The sequence below is a fragment of the Paenarthrobacter sp. NPDC056912 genome (assembly GCF_042786555.1).
GTDB lineage: Bacteria > Actinomycetota > Actinomycetes > Actinomycetales > Micrococcaceae > Arthrobacter.
Genome location: NZ_JBHUCD010000005.1, coordinates 30,019 through 49,415, shown reverse-complemented (window position 1 = coordinate 49,415; position 19,397 = coordinate 30,019). Strand labels below are relative to the sequence as shown.

The following is a 19,397-nucleotide window of genomic DNA, read 5'->3' as shown; positions in this document are numbered from 1 at the left end:
TTTACTGTGGCTCCTGTATGTCGAGGTGATGGAGGGTGAGCTGTGAAAGCGCATGATCGGGTTCAGTTCGACCTCGATGAGGATGAGCGTGAGGTCCTCCGTCGAGGACTCATGGAATGGGCTGGGCCGGCGGCGCCCACGGAGGCCATGGCCTTGGCTATGGGCTTTGGCGGCGTTGATGATTTGTTTGCTGAAGGCGAGCGAATTGCTGCGTTCATCCACGCCGGCCGGTCCTTGACGAAGGCTGATTGGCGCAGGGCCCTGCTGGCCACAGAGATTGTTTTCGTTAGTAGCACTGTTGGTGCTGGGCTGGACTGGTCCATCGTCACCGGCTATCAAGATGACGAAACGATAAGGATTCTCAGGGCCATCCAACGCAAGTTGGGTGGCAGTAGAACGTGGCCCGAGAATGGGACTTCGACAGCCGAGTCTCCGGAACGCGACGTGGAGTGGACAAGACCGCTGTTCCCTCAGCCGGCCAGCTGGAGGGTGCCGGTGCGCCCGCAACTGGAGCCGACTGTGGCTCTGCCCGAAGTGGCGGGGCAGGCAGAGGGGCATGTCGCTGGTGTGGGACCCGTGGCAAAGCGTCAACAGACCAGACAGATAGCTGAAGGCTTGGCGCTAGGTGTCCTGGCCTACGGCGTGGTACGACTGCCCAGCGAAAGGATCGCACTAGAGGCGGCTTTGAACAGTGCCTGGAAGTCTTGGCCCCGAGCCGGGGATTTCGGGAACGTGCACGGTCCAGAGGCCGGGCCGGACATCTGGGCTGGTATGGAAAAGTCGGGAAGCCGCCGCGGCGTTGTTGCTGCGTGGGAGGACCACTCCGCTCCTCACTTGTCGCCAGCCTTTGAGGATGTGCCGATCGCCCACTGCCTGAATCGCATTGCCGACGACAAAGCCTCAGCAGACGATTGGATATATCTGGGGTACCTTTTCCTGAAAGCCCTGCACGGAACAACCGATACCGAACCCAACTGGAACCCATAGCTCTCTTGAGCAGCCGAAGTCCAGCGCCCGTTACAGGATGGGTCAGCGTGCGCTAGCCGTACGTTTGTTGAGCCCAGGAGGGCCAAGATCCGGCGTCCGCGTCCAGATCGATACCTTGCAGGCGGATAAGACAAACGTCGCCCGGGGATCGCGTAGTTGCCCAGAGGCTGTACGATCGGCCTTTGGCTTGGGAGGGTATCCATTTGAGTACCTCGTGAAGGTCTGCTCCTGAAAGCTCCCACTCTTCTTTAGCTCCGCCATCGTCAGCCCAGAAGTACACCCTGTAGGTCGGATCATCGACCTGTGTGGTCTGATCCCGCGGATCAATGAGTACTGTTCGCATCTACCGACCGTACTCCGAGACGCAGCACCTGGTGTCCCGCAAGCCGATAACCTGGCGGACTGCGGCATGCGCCAAGTAGCGCTCTGAGAACACCGTCATTTATCGCCGCTATTCAGGTGAGTGTCATCTAGATATTTGTGTGTGATCCAAGCAAGTGTCAGAAGGTGAAGGGCTCGGCGAAGCTGTCGGGGGAGGTGCAGATTCGGTAGCGGGTCTAGATGCGCCGGTAAGGACTGGCGACGGTGCCGCACAAGCTGACTCACCCGGCTGCGCGCAGCCAGAAGCGGACAGCCACCCTACGCAGAGCAGGAAGGCGCCAACAACAGGGCGAGCGTGATTATTCATCGTTTCCCCCAACGGTTGTGGGAACGACCGCATCAGTACCCGTGTCCGGTGATGTTCCAAGGGCACTCCGCGTGGTCTCCGATAAAGCTGTGATCCCAGGGCGGAGTGGGCCCAAATAAGATTGACATTCCCGCTCTGCACATCCGAAGCATATGTTCCCCAAAATCGAAGATCGACTGGGTCGCCCAGGAACTCAACGACCGACCACGCAAAAGACTAGAGTTCAAGAAATCGATCGAACTGATCGAAAATCTCCTGTTGCAATGACCGCTGGAATCCGCGATCCCTCACCGGGCGACTGTGGCAGGGACGGAACCGGCCCCTGCCACAGAAACACTAGTCCACGGAATTTACCTGAATGTTTTTGCCGTTCTGGGCAATGCGCTGACGCATTGTCTCCCGATCGTCCCAAAACTTGGAACCCGCAAAGACGCCAACCAGTGGCCCCACAAGTGACAGGGCTCCCACCACTAGCGGATTTGGTGCTTCTCCGCGCATGACCAGCAGCGTGAGCCAAGACGCTGAGGCCACAATGAGCGTGGCAACTGCCGCGACTAGGGCAACGAACACCGGCTTGTTCAGATGTCCCACTTCTTCCTTAATCTCAGCGTTTGATCGTTACTTGATGAGCGCAGCGGCTTGGTCCAGCATGGACTCAAGTTTGGGAAGATCAGAGTCCTGGACTGTCGTACCAGATGACTGGCTTATCAGGACTACGCCGCCTTTAGCGGCAGTTAGGATCAGCTGATCCTGCGAACCGCCTCCCGGAGCAATAGCTGATGTCTTATACGCCAGTGCCCCTTCGGTCTTGGCAGAAGTCGGCACGCTCTTCGTGCTTGCTTCGACGCTCTGTCCCATGATCGTTGCCTGCATGGTTTCACAAGAAGCCACATTGGTGGATTTGCCATCCATCAACGCTTTTACTTTGTCCTCGGGCACCCCGGAGACCAAGGTCAGCAAGACCAATGATTGCGCAGTCGAACTGGCCGACGCGCCGATGCTCATCGTTGCTCCTTCTTCCAGCAGGGCGCCGCCTCCCACTGCGAATTCTGCGCACGCGGCCGGCTCCACGGTGCTGTTGGTTATAACCTCATTCACTTGCTTGAGTGTGTCCTGAAGACGATCGTCCGGCATCACCAGAAGGCGTACGTCATTGGAGTCCCGAACCTCGTCCACGATCTGACCAAGCTCTGCTTTTGTGTATGACTTGAAGACTACTTTGGTAGGCGTCGCTGTCTCGCTGCCCGGAGCAGTCACCGTCTCAGTGGAACTACTTCCGCCGCCACACGCAGTAAGTCCCATAACCAGGAGACCGGACGCGGCGAAAGCGCGCAGAGCGTTCTTGTTCATTTGTTTCCCAAAGAGGTTCGAGGGCTGTCCTGACGGCTGTCAGCTTGGATAAGAGTACAAGCTTGGGAGCATCGGCCAAGAACTGCCTGTAGAACAAGACGGCCGCGAATATTCCTCTAGGCGCACCAAGTAATCAGAACCCACTCACACCTTAGATCCCCACACTAGAGGCGGGGTTGAACAGTGCCTGGAAAGTTTGGCCCGGAGCCGGGGACTTCGGGAACGTGCGCGGACCAGAGGCCGGGCGTGACATCTGGGCTGACATGGAAAAGCCGGGAAGCCGCCACGGCGTTATTGCAGCGTGGGAGAACCACTCCGTTCCTCACCTGTCGCCCCCCCCTTTGAGGATGTGCCGATTGCCCACTGCCTAAATCGGATTGCCACCGACAAATCATCAGCAGACGATTGGATCTACCTGGGGCACCTATTCCTGAAAGCCCTGCACCCAACCTCCAGCCGGCCGCCGTGCATACTCCGTGTGCACGGTGGCTTTTGTTTACGGTCACTCACTGCTTACGAGGTTTGGTAGGCGGCGCGGATGCCGTTGAGGATTACGCGCATACCGTCCTCGAATTCGAGTTCTTGCGTGCTGTTCGCAGTTTCCCGCATAAGTTGCGCTGTGAGCGGGTAACGCTGCGCGTCGATCCTCTCAACGATGCGCCCCGATTGATACGGGTTGTCATCGGAGTAGTCGGCGCCCACACGGGATTGTTCTTCGATGCAGAAACTTAAGACGTAATGAGTCAGCGCGGAAACGCCGCTCGCGGCATCGTGCAACGCGAAGCCCGCGTCCTGCCTCGTCCTCAGGATCAATTCCGAGGACCGCGCCATCGCCGGATGGTTTACGTAGGTTCCTGCAAACACGCCCGCGCCGTCCCTGTGGCGAAGCAACGTGTGCCGAAGGGACCGCATATAGTCCGCGAGCCACGCTTCCCAAGTGACCTCCCGCCGGGGCGCCTCCAAGTCCATTGTTCAGATGGGAGATCAGAGTGACCACGCACGTGTTGATTTCAGGGGCAAGCATCGCCGGGCCGGTGCTGGCACACTGCCTTCTCAGCTACGGATACGCCGTGACCGTTGTTGAAAAGGCGCCGCAGTTACGCCCTGGTGGGCAGGCCGTTGATATTCGCGGCCCCGGAAAAGAGGTCTTGCGCAGAATCGACCTCGACACCCAAGTGCGGGCATCACGCACGCAGACCCAGGGGATGTCCTTGGTGGATAAGGACAACAAGGAACGCGCACAGCTCCGGGCCGACATGTTCGACGGCGATGGCCCGATCGCCGAGATCGAAATCCTCCGCGGTGACCTCGCCTCTGTCCTGTACGAGGCCACGAAGGACCGGGCCGATTACCTTTTTGACGATCAAATCGTGAGCATCGAGCAGACACAAGACAAGGCCGTGGTCCTATTTTCAAGCGGGCGAAGGGACTCATTCGACATCGTGATTGGAGCCGATGGGCTGCACTCCGGTGTGCGGTCGCTTGTCTTTGGTCCAGAGCAGCGATACGTGCATGATCTTGGCTTCCTGACCGGACTGTTCACCGTGCCGAACCACCTCAAGCTGGACAGTTGGATGCTCGGCTACGTCGAGCCAAACTGTTCAGCCGGGATCCGTAGCATTAGGAACAACCACGAAGCGATGGCGGCAATTAGCATTCGCGGTGACCGTTCCGACTACGACCACCGCGACGTCGCATCGCAGAAGGCGCTCCTTCGCAAGCAAACTGGCCACATGGCATGGGAAGTACCGTGGCTCCTTGACCAGATGGATGGCGCGGATGACTTCTACTTTGACTCCTGCAGCCAGGTACACATGCCCACCTGGTCAGCTGGCAGGATTGCGCTCCTCGGTGACGCTGCGTTCTGCCCCTCACCAACCTCAGGACAAGGCACGACCTTGGCCATAGTCGGCGCTTACATCCTCGCAGGAGAACTGACCCGAGCAGACGGCAACCACGCCACAGCGTTCGCCCGGTACGAGACCAGGATGAGGGACTACGTAACGGCAACGCAAAAGATGGGTGCAGACAACGCCAAACACCTCATACCGCAAAGCCATTTTACGATCTGGCTGCAGCAGCAAATGTTCCGCGCACTGCCGCACCTTCCCGGCAAGTCGCTAATGATGCGAAAGACACTCCGGACCATCAATGGCATCGACCTGCCTGATTACCGAGAGCTCCTTCTGGAGCCCCGGACATAGGAACCAACCGGATCCGAGGTGAATGTAGCTCAAGCCAAACCGACCACCATCGTGATGCAGCTCACATAAATTGGACCGTGAGGAATTCGCTCCCGGGCACGTCCTATTCATGACGGCGCAAAAGAGAGCGCCGCACCCAACGGACAGGAGTGATTGCCATGACGATCCAGACCCACACCCCCGCAGACGTCCCCGCAAAGAACACCTCGGCCGCCACCTCCCCGGCTCCCGCACAGGACAAGGGCAAGGATGGCCGCGGAGCCACCACAGTGGCCGACGGCGTCGTGGCCAAGATTGCCGGCATCGCCATCCAGGAAATCGCCGGAGTCCACGCACTGGGCGGCGGCGCGGCCCGCGCCTTGGGAAATCTTCGCGAAAAGGTGGGCCAAAAGGACCTGACGCAGGGCGTCAGCGTAGAGGTCGGCCAAACCCAGGTTGCCGTGGATGTCACCTTGGTGGTGGAGTACCCGCACCCGCTCCAGGAAGTCGCGGACAACGCCCGGGATGCCGTCTACACGGCAATCGAAGACCTGGTGGGAATGGAAGTCACCGAGGTCAACATCACCATCACGGACATCCACGTTCCGTCCGAGGACGACAACAATGACGACGCCGGGCGTGAGCCGAGGGTGGCATGAGCCCCACAGTCACCGGCATGGCCGCAGGAGCCGTGCTGGCCGTAATGGCGTTGGCCTTCGGATTCTGGGGTCTTCTGCTCACCGCCCTGTTCATGGGAATCGGGGCGGTGTTGGGCAGGACGTCAGAAGGCAAGCTTGACCTGGGCGGGGTGCTGGATGCCCTGCGGGGCAAGCGCTCCTCCTCATGAACCCCGCAACCATGACCCCCGGAACCGAGACCCGCACAACCGTGCCCCGGTCCGGGCATACCCGGATCACCCGGACAGCGCTGCGGAGGACCGTGGAAACCATCACCGCGCAGGCCTTCAAGGTCCCCGCCGTCAACGTAGCGGCCGAGTTGGACGACGACTCCGGCAAGCTGGGGGTACGGGTTTCCGTTCAGTTGGCCATCCCGCCGCTCCTGGGACCCAGGCAGGTCACCGGCACGGTCTTCGAGCGGGCACAGGCCGCGCGAACGGAAATCGTGGAGCAAGGCTTGAAACTCACCGGCATGGAGCTGGGACGGGTGGACATCAGGCTCACCGGAGCCAAGCAGGATCAGTTACAGCAGAGGAGGGTGGCGTGAAAGAGGACCGGACAACCAAGCGTCTTATCCGCAGGGAAACCCACTCCTCACGGGCTCTTCCGGCCACCGTGGCAGCGGCTGTCCTGACGGTCGTATTCCTGTGGCTGGCCCTGGAGTCAACCCTCTGGCTGCTCAAGGACAAGCCACTGTTGGCCGGTCCCGCCCAGATGCTTGGCTGGCTCAAGGACCTTCCCGCCACCACAGTTCCGGCCGGATTGACTGCCGCCGGCATAGGCCTCGGGATAGTGGGCCTGCTGCTGCTCGGTTCGGGCGTGGGCGCCGGGCGCCGCTCACGTCGCGCCTTGGCGAGTGACCGCAGCGCAGTCGTCGTTGACGACGACGTCATTGCCGCGGCGGTGTCCAGCACCTCCCGGCTGGCCGCGAACCTGGCCCCCGGGCAGGTGACCACCACTGTCGGCGGACGGTCCGTACGCGTCCACGTCCGTCCGACGTCGGGCGTTCCGCTTGAGCTTGAAACAATCACAACAGCGGTCGACGGCGAACTGGCCGCCTATGCGCCCAACCGCCGGTTGACGTCCAGCGTCCGGGTAACGAACCAAGGAGTGGTGGGGCAATGAGAAGGACCAACCGGGCACTCAACCGTGTCCTGCTCACCATCCTGGGCATCGCCTTCCTGGGCGCCGGAGCCGCCGTTGCCGCTGCCGGAACAATGCCCGGGGCGGCGGCGACCTGGGCAGCCACGGGTACCTCCCTGGCAGATCGGGCCCGGAACCTCCTGGGCACCGCGCCCCTGCCTGACCCGGTCCGGAGTTGGTGGGCAGTGGCCGGAATCGCCGCATTGCTGCTGGCCGCCGGACTGTGTGTGGCGTGGATGGCGTCCCAAGGCGGAGGCCGCACGCCGCGCCTGGCACAGGAAGCCGACGGAAACCGCGGACAAACCGTGGTGGATGTCGGACTGATCGCGGCCGCGCTCCAGGAGGCCCTGAGCGGAAACAGCGAGGTACTGGCAACCTCGGTCTCAGCATGGGAATCCCGGCGCGGAACCGCCCTCCGGCTTCGCATAGAGGCCCGCAAAGGCGCCTCGCCCCGGGAACTCACGGCCACCGCCGACAAACTCATCCAGGAAATCGACGCCTGGTTGGGCCATCCACTGCCCGTACTGGTCCGAATCACCAGCGGCACCCGAACCCGGATGTCCGGATCGCGGCGTGCCCGCTAAGAGTGGCAAGGCGGTCCTGAACAGGGCACCTGGAAGGCAGGAAACGTGACTGGTTCGCCCCGGGCACCCCATCAACTCGACCTTGTGCCGGATGCCCTGCTGGCCGGCCGGGCCGCCGATGGCGATACCGCGGCCTTCGAAGCGCTCGCCCGGCGCCATGGCCCGCTGATGCGGGCCACGGCCCGTCGGCTCACAGGCTCGTTGGTGGACGCCGACGACGTCCTCCAGGAAACCCTGGTGCAGGCATGGAAGCAACTGGACACCCTCCGTGACCCTGCAGCGGTCAAGGGCTGGTTGCTCCGGATTGTCGGCACCCGGAGCATCGACCACCTCCGTAGGCGCCGCAACCATGCGGACCTCGAGGCTGTGGAGAACGCCGCGGACCACAACCCCGTCCCGCGATCGAAAGACCCCGAGGGTCAGGCCCTCAACACCTCGCGCATGGATGCACTCAAAGCAGCGCTGGCCGGACTCCCGGAGGAACAACGCCGCTGTTGGGTGCTCAAGGAATTCGGTGACCAAAGCTACGAGGAGATCGCACTGACGTTGAATATCAGCCCGGCCAGCGTCCGCGGGCGGCTGGCCCGGGCAAGGATCACCCTTGCACGCACAATGGAGGAATGGCGATGACCAGACCCAGCGACACCCTGGACTGCGGGCACAGCCTGGCCGAACTCAGCGCCTACCTGGACACCGGGCAGTTCGATGATCCCGGCCACCTCCAAGCCTGCCCTGAATGCCAGGCGGGCCTTGCTTCCCTGCGCAGGCTCTCCGAGTTGGGCAATGACTTGCTCCAATCGGACGTGGCAGAGGCCGGCTCCGGGAACGACGACTGGATGCAGACCATCCTGGACAATCTGCGCCTCGAGCTACGGCCGGGCCGGAGCATCCCCCTGCTGTCCAACAACCCCCACGACACACTGTGGGAAACAGAAGGCGCCGTCTCCGCCCTGATCCGCTCCGTCGCCGATTCCCTGCCGGGTACTGCAGCCGGTAAATGCCGATTGCTCGGCGACATCACCACGCCTATGGCCGGGGTGACCGTGGAGGTGGAATTGGCAGTGGTCTACGGGCACTCCCTGGAAGAACGCGCCGCCACCCTGCGACAGGAACTGGCGAAGACCCTGGCGGTTCAGACTGAAATGACCATTGAAGCCATCAACATCACAGTCACTGACGTTCTGGAGCCACCCCGGCCCATATCCCCGTCCATCACTGAGGAGCAGCCATGACAGAGTCCTTGGAGCCAGGCGTCCTTCAGCCGGGCGCATTGGCCGAAGAGCTGCTCGGAGTCGTCCTTGCCGTGGACGGAGTGACCTCCGTATTTCCGGCCCAACCGATGTGGCAGTCCATCGCCGGCGCCGCCTTGTCCGCCGTCACCGGTGACCCGATCCCTCTGGTTGGCGTAGACGACGGGGATACCTTGGCAGTCAAAGTCCGGATCGGGGTGGGCACGTCCCGCCCGGCACCCGCGGCGTGCCGCGAAGTAGCCGACGCAGTCCGGAGCTACCTCCTTCCCCGGGCCGCCGCCGTCGACGTCTCGGTGGTGAAGATCGGCACCTAGGACATACTGACCGTGTCCGCCCTGTTCTGGTTCATAATGAACAAACTGAACACAAGTGAACTTGATAGGCGGAGACCGCATGCTGTCCGAAGATCGTCAACAGCTCATCCTGAGGGAACTCGCCCTCCATGGTTCCCTCAACGCCAGCGACTTTGCCGCCAAGTTGGGGATCTCCGGGATGACCGTCAGGCGTGATCTTGCGATACTCGCCGAGCAGGGCTTGGTGGAACGGGTGCACGGTGGCGCGGTGTCCATGCCAGGCCGGGTGGCGGCCAGTCCCCATGCACAGCAGTCAACGTCGTGGCGTCCCGGCGGGAAGCGCCCGTTGGCGACGATCGGCATGATCGTACCGTCGGCGTCGTACTACTTTCCCGGAGTGATCCGCGGGGCCGAAGCCGCAGCGCAGGAGGCTGGCGTGCGGCTGGTTCTGGGCGTCTCCAACTACTCAGGCCCGGAGGAGCGGCGGCAATTGCGCCGGCTTTACGACCATGGGGTTGACGGAATCCTCGTGACACCGAGCGAGCAGTCACTGGCCGGCACCGAGACGCTGGAGCTGCTGGCCCAAGCGGAGGTTCCGGTGGTGGTGGTGGAGCGGTCCATCGACGACGCCCTCGACCACGGCAGGCTCGAGTCAGTGCGGAGCGACCACGTCCGCGGTTCGGAGATCGCCGTCAACCACCTGCTGGCCCTGGGCCACCGGAAGATTGCCCTGTGCCTGCGGGAGAACAGCCCCACGGCGTCGCAACTGATGGATGGTTTCCACGTGGCAATGCAACGCGCCGGCCACGCCCGGGACGACTCAATGGTCCGCACCATGTCCCGCGCGCAGAACGATCCGCAGGCCCATCGCGTTCTGGTGGACGGGACGCTGGAGTGGTGCAAGGAATCGCAGGTAACAGCCGCGATCGTCCACACCGACGAGGACGCCCTCCAGTTCGCTAGCGCCTGCCAGGAGCGGCAGATCCGCGTACCGGAGGACTTCGCGATCATCTCTTACGACGACGAAATCGCCGCCCTGGGCGCAGTGCCCCTTACGGCTGTGGCACCGCCGAAATACGACGTCGGCCATCAAGCCTTGGTCATGTGCCTGAACAGGATCGGGGGCAGGCGCGGAAGCACCGCCGCGCTTCAGCGGGTCAACTTGTCTCCGGCGCTGGTGGTCAGGGACTCGACACAGGTGTAGGGCCCGCCGAGGTGGCATTTAATGCCAATGTTTGGCCGCACCATTGGCATTAAATGTCATCTCGGCGCACTCAGCGGCTGTTTACTTCTGTTCACTTTGTTGATGATGTTCACTTTTGTGGATTTCATGGTGCGTAGTCCAAAGGTGCCCCCAGAGCACACCACGACTTCGCATCGTGAACTTCAAAGGAGAACAGAATGAAGCGTCGCCAGCTTCTGCTTGGAGCAGTCAGCCTCATGGCCAGCACTGCCCTCATCACCGGCTGTGGCAGCTCCCCGGCCGCCAACCCCGCCCCGACACCCACCGAAGACCCCAGCGGTACGGTCACCTTCTGGTCATCCATGGCCGGGATGGACAAAGTTGCTGCGGCTTTCAATGCCAGCCAGAGCAAGATCAAAGTCACCTTCGAGACCATTCCCAACGGCGGCGCCGGCGGTTATGCCAAACTCTCCACGGCCATCACTGCGGGCAACGGCCCGGACGTTGCCACCATCGAATACCCGCAGCTCCCCCAGTTCGTCAGCAATGGCCAGGTCCAGCCCCTCGACGGGCTCATCAACAAGGCCGAAACCGTGGACAAACTCACCGATGAGACCAAGGCCCTGGTTCAGTTCGGCGACAAGACCTACGCCCTCCCCTACGATGCCGCCCCCATGATCATGTGGTACCGCAAAGACATGCTGGACAAGGCCGGCGTCGGGGTTCCCAAGACCTGGGACGAATTCGAAGAAGCCGGCAAGAAGCTCAAGGCTGTTGCTCCGGAAGCCCACCTCGCCAGCTTCAACCCCAACGAAGCCGCCCTCACCGCAGCCTTGTCCTGGCAGGCCGGCGCCAAGTGGTTCGGCACCGAAGGCGACAGCTGGAAGGTGGGCGTGAACGATGAAGCCACGCAGAAGGTGGCCAGCTACTGGCAGAAGCTGATCGACCAAAAGATCGTCAAGGTCCAGCAGTCCTTCAGTGACGAATGGTCCGCCGATCTGGCGAGTGGCGCCGTCGTGGGTGTCCTTGGCGCGAACTGGAGCGCAACCGGCATCCAGAAGCGTACGGAAGCCAGCGGCCAGAAGGGCCAGTGGATCGCCGCGGAGGTTCCCAACTGGGGTACTCCTGCGGACGCGTTCTACGGCGGCTCCAGCTTCAACATCACCAAGAGCAGCAAGAACCCGGCCGCGGCCGCCAAGTTCATCGAATTCCTTGCCACCAACCAGGAAGCCATCAAGGCGCGCGGCAACACCGGTTCCGCCTTCCTCGCGTTCCCGGGCCTGACGCCGGTGGCGCAGAAAGCGTTCGACGCCAGCTACTTCGGCAACGACATCTACTCGGTCTTCGATAAGGCCTACTCCTCCATCACCCCGGGCTGGCACTGGGGACCCAACTGGGACATCACCAACACCGCGCTCAAAGACGCCTACGCCAAGCTGACCACCGGCGGCAAGGTCCTCGAAGCAGTGGACACCGCCCAGACAGCGACAGTGGCCGGACTCAAGCAGAACGGTCTCTCCGTCAAGGAGTAGGCCCGCACGGCGGGGCGGTTTCGTGTCATCGAAGCCGCCCCGCCAGCGAGGAGATTAATCATGGTCACCCAGATACCCCGCAAAGCCGCCCCCACTAAAGCGGCCCGCCCGTCAAAGGCCCGCAAAACCCAGGCCATGTCCGGAACCGGCGGGCGCACCGCCGCACTGTTCCTGACCCCCTTCTTCGCCGTCTTCACCCTCGCGATGGTGGCCCCCGTTGCCTACTCGATCGTGCTGAGCTTCTTCGCCCAGCAGAAATCCGGGTTGGGATTCGGCGAGGCCAAGACCTCGTTCGTTGGCTTGGAGAACTACTTCCAGGTCCTGCAGTCGGAGAGCTTCGTAGGCGGTATCGGACGGCTCGCCATGTACTGCCTGCTCTACATCCCGTGCATGGTGGGCGGTGCCCTGGCGTTCGCGCTCCTCTTGGACGCCGCCGTAGCCCGAGCACGGAAACTGTTCCAACTCCTGGTCTTCCTCCCCCATGCAGTGCCCGGCGTGATCGCGGCCCTGATCTGGGCCTACCTCTACACGCCTGGAGTCAGCCCGATAGTGTCAGTCCTGGAAACCGGCGGCATTTCGCTGAACTTCCTGGACAACCACCTGATCCTGCCGTCCATTGTGAACATCGCGGTGTGGGAGTGGACCGGCTACAACGTGATCATCCTGTTCACGGCCCTGCAAGCCGTATCGCGGGAAGTGCTGGAAGCGGCGCGCGTTGACGGCGCTGGCGAAATCCGGGCGGCGTTCAGCATCAAGCTGCCGCTGATCCTCCCGGCGTTGAGCGTCATCATGCTCTTCACGGTGATCGGCACACTCCAGCTGTTCACCGAACCGTCCATCATTTCCAAGGCGACCGCATCCGTCACCAGCACCTGGGTGCCCAACATGTGGGCCTACGACGCCGCATTCAACCGCCACAACCTCAACCAGGCCGCTGCCGCCTCCATCATCATCGCGCTCATGGCGGCCGTACTGTCCTGGGCCGTCACCCGCTTCAGCTCAAGGATGAACAAAGCATGAGCACCTCAACGATGTCCCGTCCGAGGACTCCGCTTCCGGACGAACCCTCCAAGCGGCGCCGCACGGTGCGCAGCGGCGGCTTCGCCAGCGCCTTCACTGTGAATGGGCTGCTGATCCTGGGATCCGCCTACATGGTCCTCCCCGTGCTGTGGCTGTTCTTCGCCTCCACCAAGAACGCGGCGGACCTCTACTCCACCGGGGCCTACGCCTTCGGCCAGCCGGCCTTCCTGGACAACGTGGTTGCCGTGGTGACCCAGGACGGCGGAGTGTTCTTCCGCTGGATGGCCAACTCCATGTTCTATGCCGCGTTCGGCGCTATCTTCGGCGGGCTCATCTCCGTCATGGCCGGATACGCGTTCGACAAGTTCCAGTTCCGCGGCAAGGACTCGTTCTTCGGCTTCGTGCTGGTGGGTGTGCTGATTCCCAACACGGCCACGGTGTTGCCGATGTACCTCCTGGCCTCCGTCTTCGGCATCACCAACACCATGTGGGCCATCCTCATCCCGGTACTCTGCAACCCCTTCGGCGTATATCTGGCGAGGGTCTACTCGGCCGCCTACGTGCCCGCTGAAACCCTCGAAGCTGCCCGCGTGGACGGGGCAGGGCCCATCCGGTCCTTCTTCTCCCTGGGCCTGCCCATGATGATGCCCGGCTACGTCACCATCGCCCTGTTCCAGTTCGTAGGCGTCTGGAACAACTTCATGCTCCCCTTGGTGATGCTCCAAGACCAGCAACTCCTGCCCGTCAGCGTCGGCATCTCCATCTGGCAGGGCTACTCCATCCCCCAACCCGAATTCACGCCCATGGTCATCACAGGATCCCTGCTCTCAATCATTCCGCTGCTGCTGGCGTTCATCATGCTGCAGAGGTTCTGGAAATCCGGCCTAACAGCAGGGAGCGTCAAGTGACCACTGACAAATTGAACGTCGCCCTGGCCATGCCGGCCCACACCGCCCGCGCCGTCTTCCCCCCGCGAAGCCTGGACCCTTTGGAACCCGCATTGACGTTGCTGGGCCGGGAGCCCATCCAGGACTTCGAGTCGCCTGATGGACGTGCCCTGTTGCAGAAAGCGGACATCCTCATCACCGGCTGGGGCTGCCCTGTCATCGACGACGCTGTCCTCGACGCGGCACCGAACCTGCGCTACGTCCTGCACGCTGCCGGCAGCGTGAAACACCACATCGGCGACGCCTGCTGGGAACGCGGGATCCAGATCAGCTCGGCCGCCGACGCGAACGCCATACCGGTGGCGGAGTACACGGTGGCCATGATCGTCCTGGCCAACAAGCGCGTCCTCCAAATCGCGCGCGCACTGCACACGACCCGGACCGACGTCCTGGCTGAACAGCTTTTCCCGGACATGGGAAACTACCGCAAGCGTGTGGGCATCATCGGCGCGTCAAAGATCGGCCGGCATGTCATTCGCCTGCTTGCTCCCTATGACCTGGACGTTGTTGTGTCGGACCCCTACCTGTCCCCCGCCGAGGCTGCGGCCCTTGGCGTCGGGCTGGTGACCCTGGACGAGCTTGTGGCGAGCAGCGACGTCGTCAGCCTCCACGCGCCGTCGTTGCCCTCAACGAAGAACCTCATTGATGCCGGACAGATCCGCCGGATGCGGCCTGGCGCCACGTTCATCAATACGTCCCGCGGCGAACTGGTGGACCAGGAGGCGCTCCTCAACCGGGTTGAACGAGGCGATCTTTACGCGATCCTGGACGTCACCACGCCGTGGGTGCTGCCCGCCGAGTCCAGGTTCTACACCCACCCGAACGTGCTGCTGACCCCGCATGTTGCCGGGTCGCTGGGCAATGAACTTGAACGGATGGCTGCGAGCGCCGTGGATGAGGCGTTGCGGCTGTCCCGTGGTGAAGCGTTGCGGTTCCGGGTGAAAGTGGAAGACTTGGCCTTCACGGCGTAGCAACGGTTCGGCATCAGGGGGCACTGAGTCATGGATAAGGCAGTGCAACCAACGCACAGCGACGTCGACACACGGCTTGGGGGTTTGAGCTCTTCCGACGTTGCCGAGAGGATCGCGTCAGGACAGACCAACGCCTTTGTCCAGGACACCAGCCGGAGCGTGTGGAGCATTGTGCGGGCCAATGTCCTCACCTTGTTCAACGGCATCATCCTTGCCTGCTTCATTGTTCTTTTCGCTATTGGGCGCTGGCAGGATGCGCTCTTCGGATTCAGTGCCGTGGCGAACGCCGTCATCGGCAGCGTCCAGGAGTACCGGGCCAAGCGGGCCCTGGACCGGTTGGCTTTGTTGAACGCGCCCCATGCCCGGGTGCTCAGGGACGGCTCCGAGGCGGAAATTTCCCTGGATGACGTTGTCCTTGACGATACCCTGGTCCTGAGGGCGGGTGATCAGGTCCCGGCGGATGCCATTGTGGCCGGTTCGCGGGGGCTCCAAATCGACGAATCGATGCTCACGGGCGAATCCGATGCTGTTGAGAAGTCCGACGGCGATCGCGTCCTGTCCGGCTCTGTAGTGGTGGCAGGAGAAGGCACTGCAGTGGTGGACCGGGTGGGCGCTGATTCTTTCGCGAACTCGCTCGCGGCCGAAGCCAAGCGGTTTTCGTTGGTGGCATCGGAGCTCCGTTCCTCGATCGACCGGGTCCTGAAATGGGTGACCTGGTTCGTAGGGCCGGTGGCGTTGTTGGTTTTGAACGCCCAAATGCTGGCGCAAGGCGGATGGGCTGAAGCTTCGGCCAGTGGGGCATGGCGTGACGCCGCTACCGCCACCATCGCCGCGGTGGTGGCCATGGTTCCCCTGGGGCTGGTGCTCATGACCAGCATTACCTTCGCTGTGGGGGCGGTGAAGCTGGCACGCCAACAGGTGCTGGTCCAGGAACTGCCTGCCGTGGAAGGCCTTGCCAGGGTGGACATCATTTGCCTCGACAAGACCGGCACGCTGACCCAGGGCGACATCGTGTTCGATGCCGCCCACCCCCTGACGCCCCGCTCCGGTTGGGAGTCTGTCCTTGCCTGGTACGGAGTGCAGAAGGACGCCAACGCTACGGCGCGCAGTCTCTCCGGACAATTCACCGAGCCGCCCGCCGGGCACCCCGCGGACCGCGTCCCGTTCTCATCGGCCCGCAAGTGGAGTGCCGTGGTGTTCGAGGACGATATGTGGATTCTCGGTGGGCCGGAAATGGTGTTCCCGGCACGCCACTCCGAGGACCCCCTGCTCCGGCAACTGGCTGCCCAGGCGGCAGACCTGGCCACTACCGGCCGCCGTACCTTGGTCCTTGCGCACGGAACCCCGACAACGGATGAAACCGTGCCTGCGGACGCCGTCCCTGTAGTGCTCCTGACCTTCAAGGAGAACATCCGGCCGGACGCCGCCGAGACGCTTTCCTACTTCGCCGCGCAGGGAGTCGATGTCCGGATCATCTCCGGTGACAATCCCCAGACGGTGGCCGCTATCGCGAGGGAGGTGGGCCTGGACGCACCGCACGGGTTCGACGCGCGCGAGCTGCCGGAGGGGAACCAGGAACTCCTGGAGGCCATCAACAGCAACGTGGTTTTTGGTCGCGTCACACCGGACCAGAAGAAGCGGATCGTGGTGGCGCTGAAGTCCGCCGGCCACACGGTAGCCATGACCGGCGACGGGGTCAACGATGCCCTGGCCATCAAGGAAGCCGATATCGGCGTGGCCATGAACTCGGGCGCGGCGGCCACAAAAGCCGTGGCGCGCCTGGTCCTCCTTGATGGAAAGTTCTCACATTTGCCGAGCGTCGTGGCCGAGGGCCGGCAGGTGATCGCCAATATCGAACGCGTCTCCATGCTGTTCCTCACGAAGACCGCCTACGCAACTTTCCTCGCGATCACGTTCGGCATCCTGCTGCTCCCGTTCCCGTTCCTCCCCCGGCAACTCTCGGTGACGGACGGTCTGACCATCGGCATACCGGCGTTCTTCCTGGCCTTGCTGCCCAACGCGCAGCGCTATATCCCCGGCTTCCTGCGGCGCTCCCTCACCTTCGCAGTGCCGGCGGGGGTGTCCGTGACCTTGGGCCTGGCCGCCTATGCCCGTCTTGCCGCGAACATGAGCATCCCGGAGGCCGAGATCAGGACCGGGTCAACACTGATCCTGGCCATTGTGGGCATCTGGATCCTGGTGGTGCTTTCCCGACCTGTGACACGGTTCAAAGGGTTGGTTATCGGGGCAATGATGGTGGGCCTGGTGGTGGTCTATTCAGTGCCGATTGTGCGCGATTTCCTGCAATTCACCGATCCCACCCTGCCCACGGCACTCCTGGTCCTGGCAACGTCCCTCGCATGCATCGCCCTGATCGAGATTGTCCGCTTTGTCCACCGCCGCGTGGCCCACCGCGACGCAGAGGAGGCGTTGCGTCAGCGGGCTGCGAAATAGCGCCGACCGGGGCCGGTCCACAACGGTACAAGCACCGCTGCGGCGGCGATTGATTGAACTATCACGCCGGACCAGTCTCCGTCCGCGGCGACAATAAGGTCCACCACCGCGAATGCCAGGCTGAGCAGCATCACGGCCGTGGTTCCGCGGCGGGCGGCGTCGCTTCCTCGCGCCACTCCCGAGGCAAGGCCGATCACCAAGAGACCGAACAGGATCATCCCCGCGCCCAACAACGTGATGGGCAGCGCTATCCCCCCGGATTGGGCTTCGGGCGTGTACCTCAGGAAAATGGTCAGGATCCCGAGGCCTATCTGTGCGATGCCTCCGATGTACATCAGCACAACTGCAAACGTCACCACGCCCGGCCGCTTCCGGCTCAGCCCCTTAGTCATGAACCGAGCATAGACGAGCAAGCGGCAACCACCAGCGAACCAAAGAAACGCACGACGGCGGGAGGTCGCCGTCGTGCGTTTGTCGCCTGTGCCGGGCTGTTCAGCGCCCGTCCTTTTTGGCCTGGCGCTGCGCGCCTTGCCAACTGCTGGAGGCGTCGCGTTTGATGCCGCCGGTGGTCTTCTGGTGCGACAAGACCCGGCCCGCACCGGCAATGGAGGTGTTTGCCGATCCGGAGGATTCCGGGCCGGCAGACTTCCCGGCGCGTGCCCGTTCCAGGCGCTCATCCTTGAGGGCTTCGGCGGCGTCATGGGCCACCCGGGCTAGTTCTGTGCTGACGATCGAAAGGGCTTCCTCAAACACGTACGCCCGGGCCCGCGCCTTGTCTGACTTGCTGGCGGCAGTCCCCCGCCCACCGGCTTCGGATACTTCGCCGGCCGCCTTGCGTCGATAGTTGGTGGTGTATTTATTGCGGGCGCGCCGGACTCGTTTGTGCAACGAAAGCAGGCCGTCCTCATCGAGCAGCGCGATGCGCGCGGGCTCCAATTCGCGAATCAGATCAAGCTGGTCATCCTTCAAAACCCACAGATATTGGTCCATTTGCCGATGATTCCACAGGCCCGTCCACGGGGGTAGGGGGTGGTGCAGTTCTCACTCGAAGAAGGCTAGGCGGCAGCGGCCGGCACGGGTTGCGTGGGGGTGGCCAGGGCGTCGAGCAGGCGGATGAAGACGGCGATCCAACCGTAGATGATGACAAAGGCGACCAGCTCAAAAGCCGTGAGGTTGAAATAGCCCACCGGGAAATAGAGGACCAGCGACACGATGAGGGCGGCCAGGAAGCCCCCGCACAACCAAAAGAAGCGGCGCGGCAGACCACGAAGGACAAGGGGCGACGCAACCAGCAGCCCGATAAAGATCAGTGCCATTCCGGAAGCGCACAGTGTGTGGAGCAGGAAACTGACATCCACTGGAACTGCGCCTACCCCTGCGAGCAACAATCCCATGGCCACGAAGGCGCCCGAGCAAAGACCAGCGCTCCACTGGTTGACAAGCACGCCGCGCTCAATGAGCGACCGGAGGTCGCGGTTGAGGTACAGGGCGAAAGTGGTGATGAAGACGCCCGCGACCATCAACGACAAATTAAACAGGCTGCTTGACGCTCCACCCAACGTTCCGAGTTGGCTGAAGTGGTACTCCCACCATTGCGGGTCCTGGGCCGTCGCCATGCTCGCCACCATGCTTGTGGCCATGAACAGCACCAGCAGCGCCGACAACTTGTGGGTTCTTATGTCTGACACGGAAAGGTAGATCCAGTACACCGCAAGCGCGGAGGACACAGCCATTGCCACGGTGGCGGCGAAGGCGTCCAGGGTGAGGCCTTGGAAACTTCGCTGCAGCAGCACGAACGTTGCTATGGCCGCTATAGCAGCGATCAGGGCGTGGACGAGCGCCACCGTTGATGCGTCCACGATGAACTTCCAGGATGGAAGCTGAGCCCGCCACTGCTGCCCGGGAAGATTGCGTGAACGCCAATAGCCCGTGTATCCCGAGGCCAGCCCCAAGACCAGCACTGAAACCGTGGACACGAGGCCGATGGAGACACCTCCCCATAACGGCGGGTTGCGGCCGATGAAGATCAGCAGCGCAGCCAGTCCCGCGACAACGGCGGCTGCCGACGCCGCGACGAGTGCCTCGGACTCGGTGTCCAAGCGGCTCTGCGGCGCTTTTCCTGCAGCGTCCACGGT

22 protein-coding genes are annotated in these 19,397 nt (G+C 62.8%); 16 read left to right on the top strand and 6 right to left on the bottom strand.

The window, feature by feature from the left end; all coding sequences use genetic code 11:
• Positions 1-42 precede the first annotated feature (42 nt).
• Positions 43-987: a hypothetical protein gene (locus ACFRJ9_RS07030; protein WP_377665855.1), complete on the top strand. Its 945-nt coding sequence runs from the start codon at positions 43-45 to the stop codon at positions 985-987.
• Between the two features lie 1,024 nt (positions 988-2,011).
• Here ACFRJ9_RS07030 and ACFRJ9_RS07025 read toward each other — a convergent pair.
• The 3 genes from ACFRJ9_RS07025 to ACFRJ9_RS07015 all read right to left on the bottom strand — a co-directional run bounded on the left by ACFRJ9_RS07025 (position 2,012) and on the right by ACFRJ9_RS07015 (position 3,994).
• Positions 2,012-2,266: a hypothetical protein gene (locus tag ACFRJ9_RS07025; protein WP_377665853.1), complete on the bottom strand. Its 255-nt coding sequence runs from the start codon at positions 2,264-2,266 to the stop codon at positions 2,012-2,014.
• A 27-nt stretch (positions 2,267-2,293) separates the two neighbouring features.
• Positions 2,294-2,932 carry a hypothetical protein gene (locus ACFRJ9_RS07020; RefSeq protein WP_377665851.1) on the bottom strand — a complete coding sequence of 213 codons (639 nt, stop codon included), beginning with the start codon at positions 2,930-2,932 and terminating at the stop codon, positions 2,294-2,296.
• A gap of 606 nt (positions 2,933-3,538) precedes the next feature.
• On the bottom strand, positions 3,539-3,994 hold the full coding sequence (locus ACFRJ9_RS07015) for a TetR/AcrR family transcriptional regulator C-terminal domain-containing protein (protein ID WP_377665849.1): 456 nt from the start codon (positions 3,992-3,994) through the stop codon (positions 3,539-3,541).
• A 20-nt stretch (positions 3,995-4,014) separates the two neighbouring features.
• Between ACFRJ9_RS07015 and ACFRJ9_RS07010 the strand changes: the two genes are divergently transcribed.
• The 15 genes from ACFRJ9_RS07010 (at position 4,015) to ACFRJ9_RS06940 (ending at position 17,262) form a co-directional block, all read left to right on the top strand.
• Entirely contained in the window at positions 4,015-5,229 is a 1,215-nt protein-coding gene (locus tag ACFRJ9_RS07010; protein ID WP_377665847.1) for an FAD-dependent monooxygenase, read from the top strand.
• 158 nt (positions 5,230-5,387) lie between these two features.
• Positions 5,388-5,867, top strand: coding sequence for an Asp23/Gls24 family envelope stress response protein (locus ACFRJ9_RS07005; protein WP_377665845.1), 480 nt, complete (start codon positions 5,388-5,390; stop codon positions 5,865-5,867).
• Positions 5,864-6,055 carry a DUF2273 domain-containing protein gene (locus tag ACFRJ9_RS07000; RefSeq protein WP_377665843.1) on the top strand — a complete coding sequence of 64 codons (192 nt, stop codon included), beginning with the start codon at positions 5,864-5,866 and terminating at the stop codon, positions 6,053-6,055. The genes ACFRJ9_RS07005 and ACFRJ9_RS07000 overlap by 4 nt, the downstream gene beginning before the upstream one ends.
• Positions 6,056-6,066: 11 nt before the next feature.
• Positions 6,067-6,432 (top strand): hypothetical protein, encoded by a 366-nt coding sequence (locus ACFRJ9_RS06995; RefSeq protein WP_377665841.1) that lies wholly within the window; start codon positions 6,067-6,069, stop codon positions 6,430-6,432.
• Positions 6,429-7,010 (top strand): hypothetical protein, encoded by a 582-nt coding sequence (locus ACFRJ9_RS06990; RefSeq protein WP_377665839.1) that lies wholly within the window; start codon positions 6,429-6,431, stop codon positions 7,008-7,010. The genes ACFRJ9_RS06995 and ACFRJ9_RS06990 overlap by 4 nt, the downstream gene beginning before the upstream one ends.
• Positions 7,007-7,612, top strand: a complete 606-nt coding sequence (locus ACFRJ9_RS06985) for a hypothetical protein (protein WP_377665837.1) — start codon at positions 7,007-7,009, stop codon at positions 7,610-7,612. Before ACFRJ9_RS06990 ends, ACFRJ9_RS06985 begins: the two co-directional genes overlap by 4 nt.
• A 45-nt stretch (positions 7,613-7,657) precedes the next feature.
• Entirely contained in the window at positions 7,658-8,242 is a 585-nt protein-coding gene (locus tag ACFRJ9_RS06980; RefSeq protein WP_377665835.1) for an RNA polymerase sigma factor, read from the top strand.
• Complete coding sequence (locus ACFRJ9_RS06975) at positions 8,239-8,844, top strand: Asp23/Gls24 family envelope stress response protein (RefSeq protein ID WP_377665833.1); 606 nt, start codon at positions 8,239-8,241, stop codon at positions 8,842-8,844. Before ACFRJ9_RS06980 ends, ACFRJ9_RS06975 begins: the two co-directional genes overlap by 4 nt.
• Positions 8,841-9,176, top strand: coding sequence for a hypothetical protein (locus tag ACFRJ9_RS06970; RefSeq protein ID WP_377665831.1), 336 nt, complete (start codon positions 8,841-8,843; stop codon positions 9,174-9,176). Before ACFRJ9_RS06975 ends, ACFRJ9_RS06970 begins: the two co-directional genes overlap by 4 nt.
• Before the next feature lie 79 nt (positions 9,177-9,255).
• On the top strand, positions 9,256-10,359 hold the full coding sequence (locus tag ACFRJ9_RS06965) for a substrate-binding domain-containing protein (protein WP_377665829.1): 1,104 nt from the start codon (positions 9,256-9,258) through the stop codon (positions 10,357-10,359).
• A gap of 197 nt (positions 10,360-10,556) precedes the next feature.
• Positions 10,557-11,870 carry an ABC transporter substrate-binding protein gene (locus tag ACFRJ9_RS06960; protein WP_377665827.1) on the top strand — a complete coding sequence of 438 codons (1,314 nt, stop codon included), beginning with the start codon at positions 10,557-10,559 and terminating at the stop codon, positions 11,868-11,870.
• 60 nt (positions 11,871-11,930) lie between these two features.
• The gene (locus tag ACFRJ9_RS06955; RefSeq protein WP_377665825.1) at positions 11,931-12,890 is read left to right on the top strand and encodes a carbohydrate ABC transporter permease; all 960 of its coding nucleotides are present in this window, start codon (positions 11,931-11,933) and stop codon (positions 12,888-12,890) included.
• The gene (locus tag ACFRJ9_RS06950; protein ID WP_377665823.1) at positions 12,887-13,798 is read left to right on the top strand and encodes a carbohydrate ABC transporter permease; all 912 of its coding nucleotides are present in this window, start codon (positions 12,887-12,889) and stop codon (positions 13,796-13,798) included. Before ACFRJ9_RS06955 ends, ACFRJ9_RS06950 begins: the two co-directional genes overlap by 4 nt.
• The gene (locus tag ACFRJ9_RS06945) at positions 13,795-14,808 is read left to right on the top strand and encodes a hydroxyacid dehydrogenase (RefSeq protein ID WP_377665821.1); all 1,014 of its coding nucleotides are present in this window, start codon (positions 13,795-13,797) and stop codon (positions 14,806-14,808) included. The genes ACFRJ9_RS06950 and ACFRJ9_RS06945 overlap by 4 nt, the downstream gene beginning before the upstream one ends.
• A 30-nt stretch (positions 14,809-14,838) precedes the next feature.
• On the top strand, positions 14,839-17,262 hold the full coding sequence (locus tag ACFRJ9_RS06940) for an HAD-IC family P-type ATPase (protein WP_377665819.1): 2,424 nt from the start codon (positions 14,839-14,841) through the stop codon (positions 17,260-17,262).
• On the opposite strand, the gene ACFRJ9_RS06935 is transcribed toward ACFRJ9_RS06940, so the two are convergent.
• From ACFRJ9_RS06935 to ACFRJ9_RS06925, 3 genes are all read right to left on the bottom strand, one after another.
• A complete protein-coding gene (locus ACFRJ9_RS06935) occupies positions 17,244-17,654 on the bottom strand; it encodes a hypothetical protein (RefSeq protein ID WP_377665817.1) in 411 nt (136 codons plus the stop codon). The genes ACFRJ9_RS06940 and ACFRJ9_RS06935 overlap by 19 nt on opposite strands.
• Before the next feature lie 100 nt (positions 17,655-17,754).
• Positions 17,755-18,252 (bottom strand): hypothetical protein, encoded by a 498-nt coding sequence (locus ACFRJ9_RS06930; RefSeq protein WP_377665815.1) that lies wholly within the window; start codon positions 18,250-18,252, stop codon positions 17,755-17,757.
• Between the two features lie 65 nt (positions 18,253-18,317).
• Positions 18,318-19,394 (bottom strand): DUF998 domain-containing protein, encoded by a 1,077-nt coding sequence (locus ACFRJ9_RS06925; protein ID WP_377665813.1) that lies wholly within the window; start codon positions 19,392-19,394, stop codon positions 18,318-18,320.
• Positions 19,395-19,397: the final 3 nt, after the last annotated feature.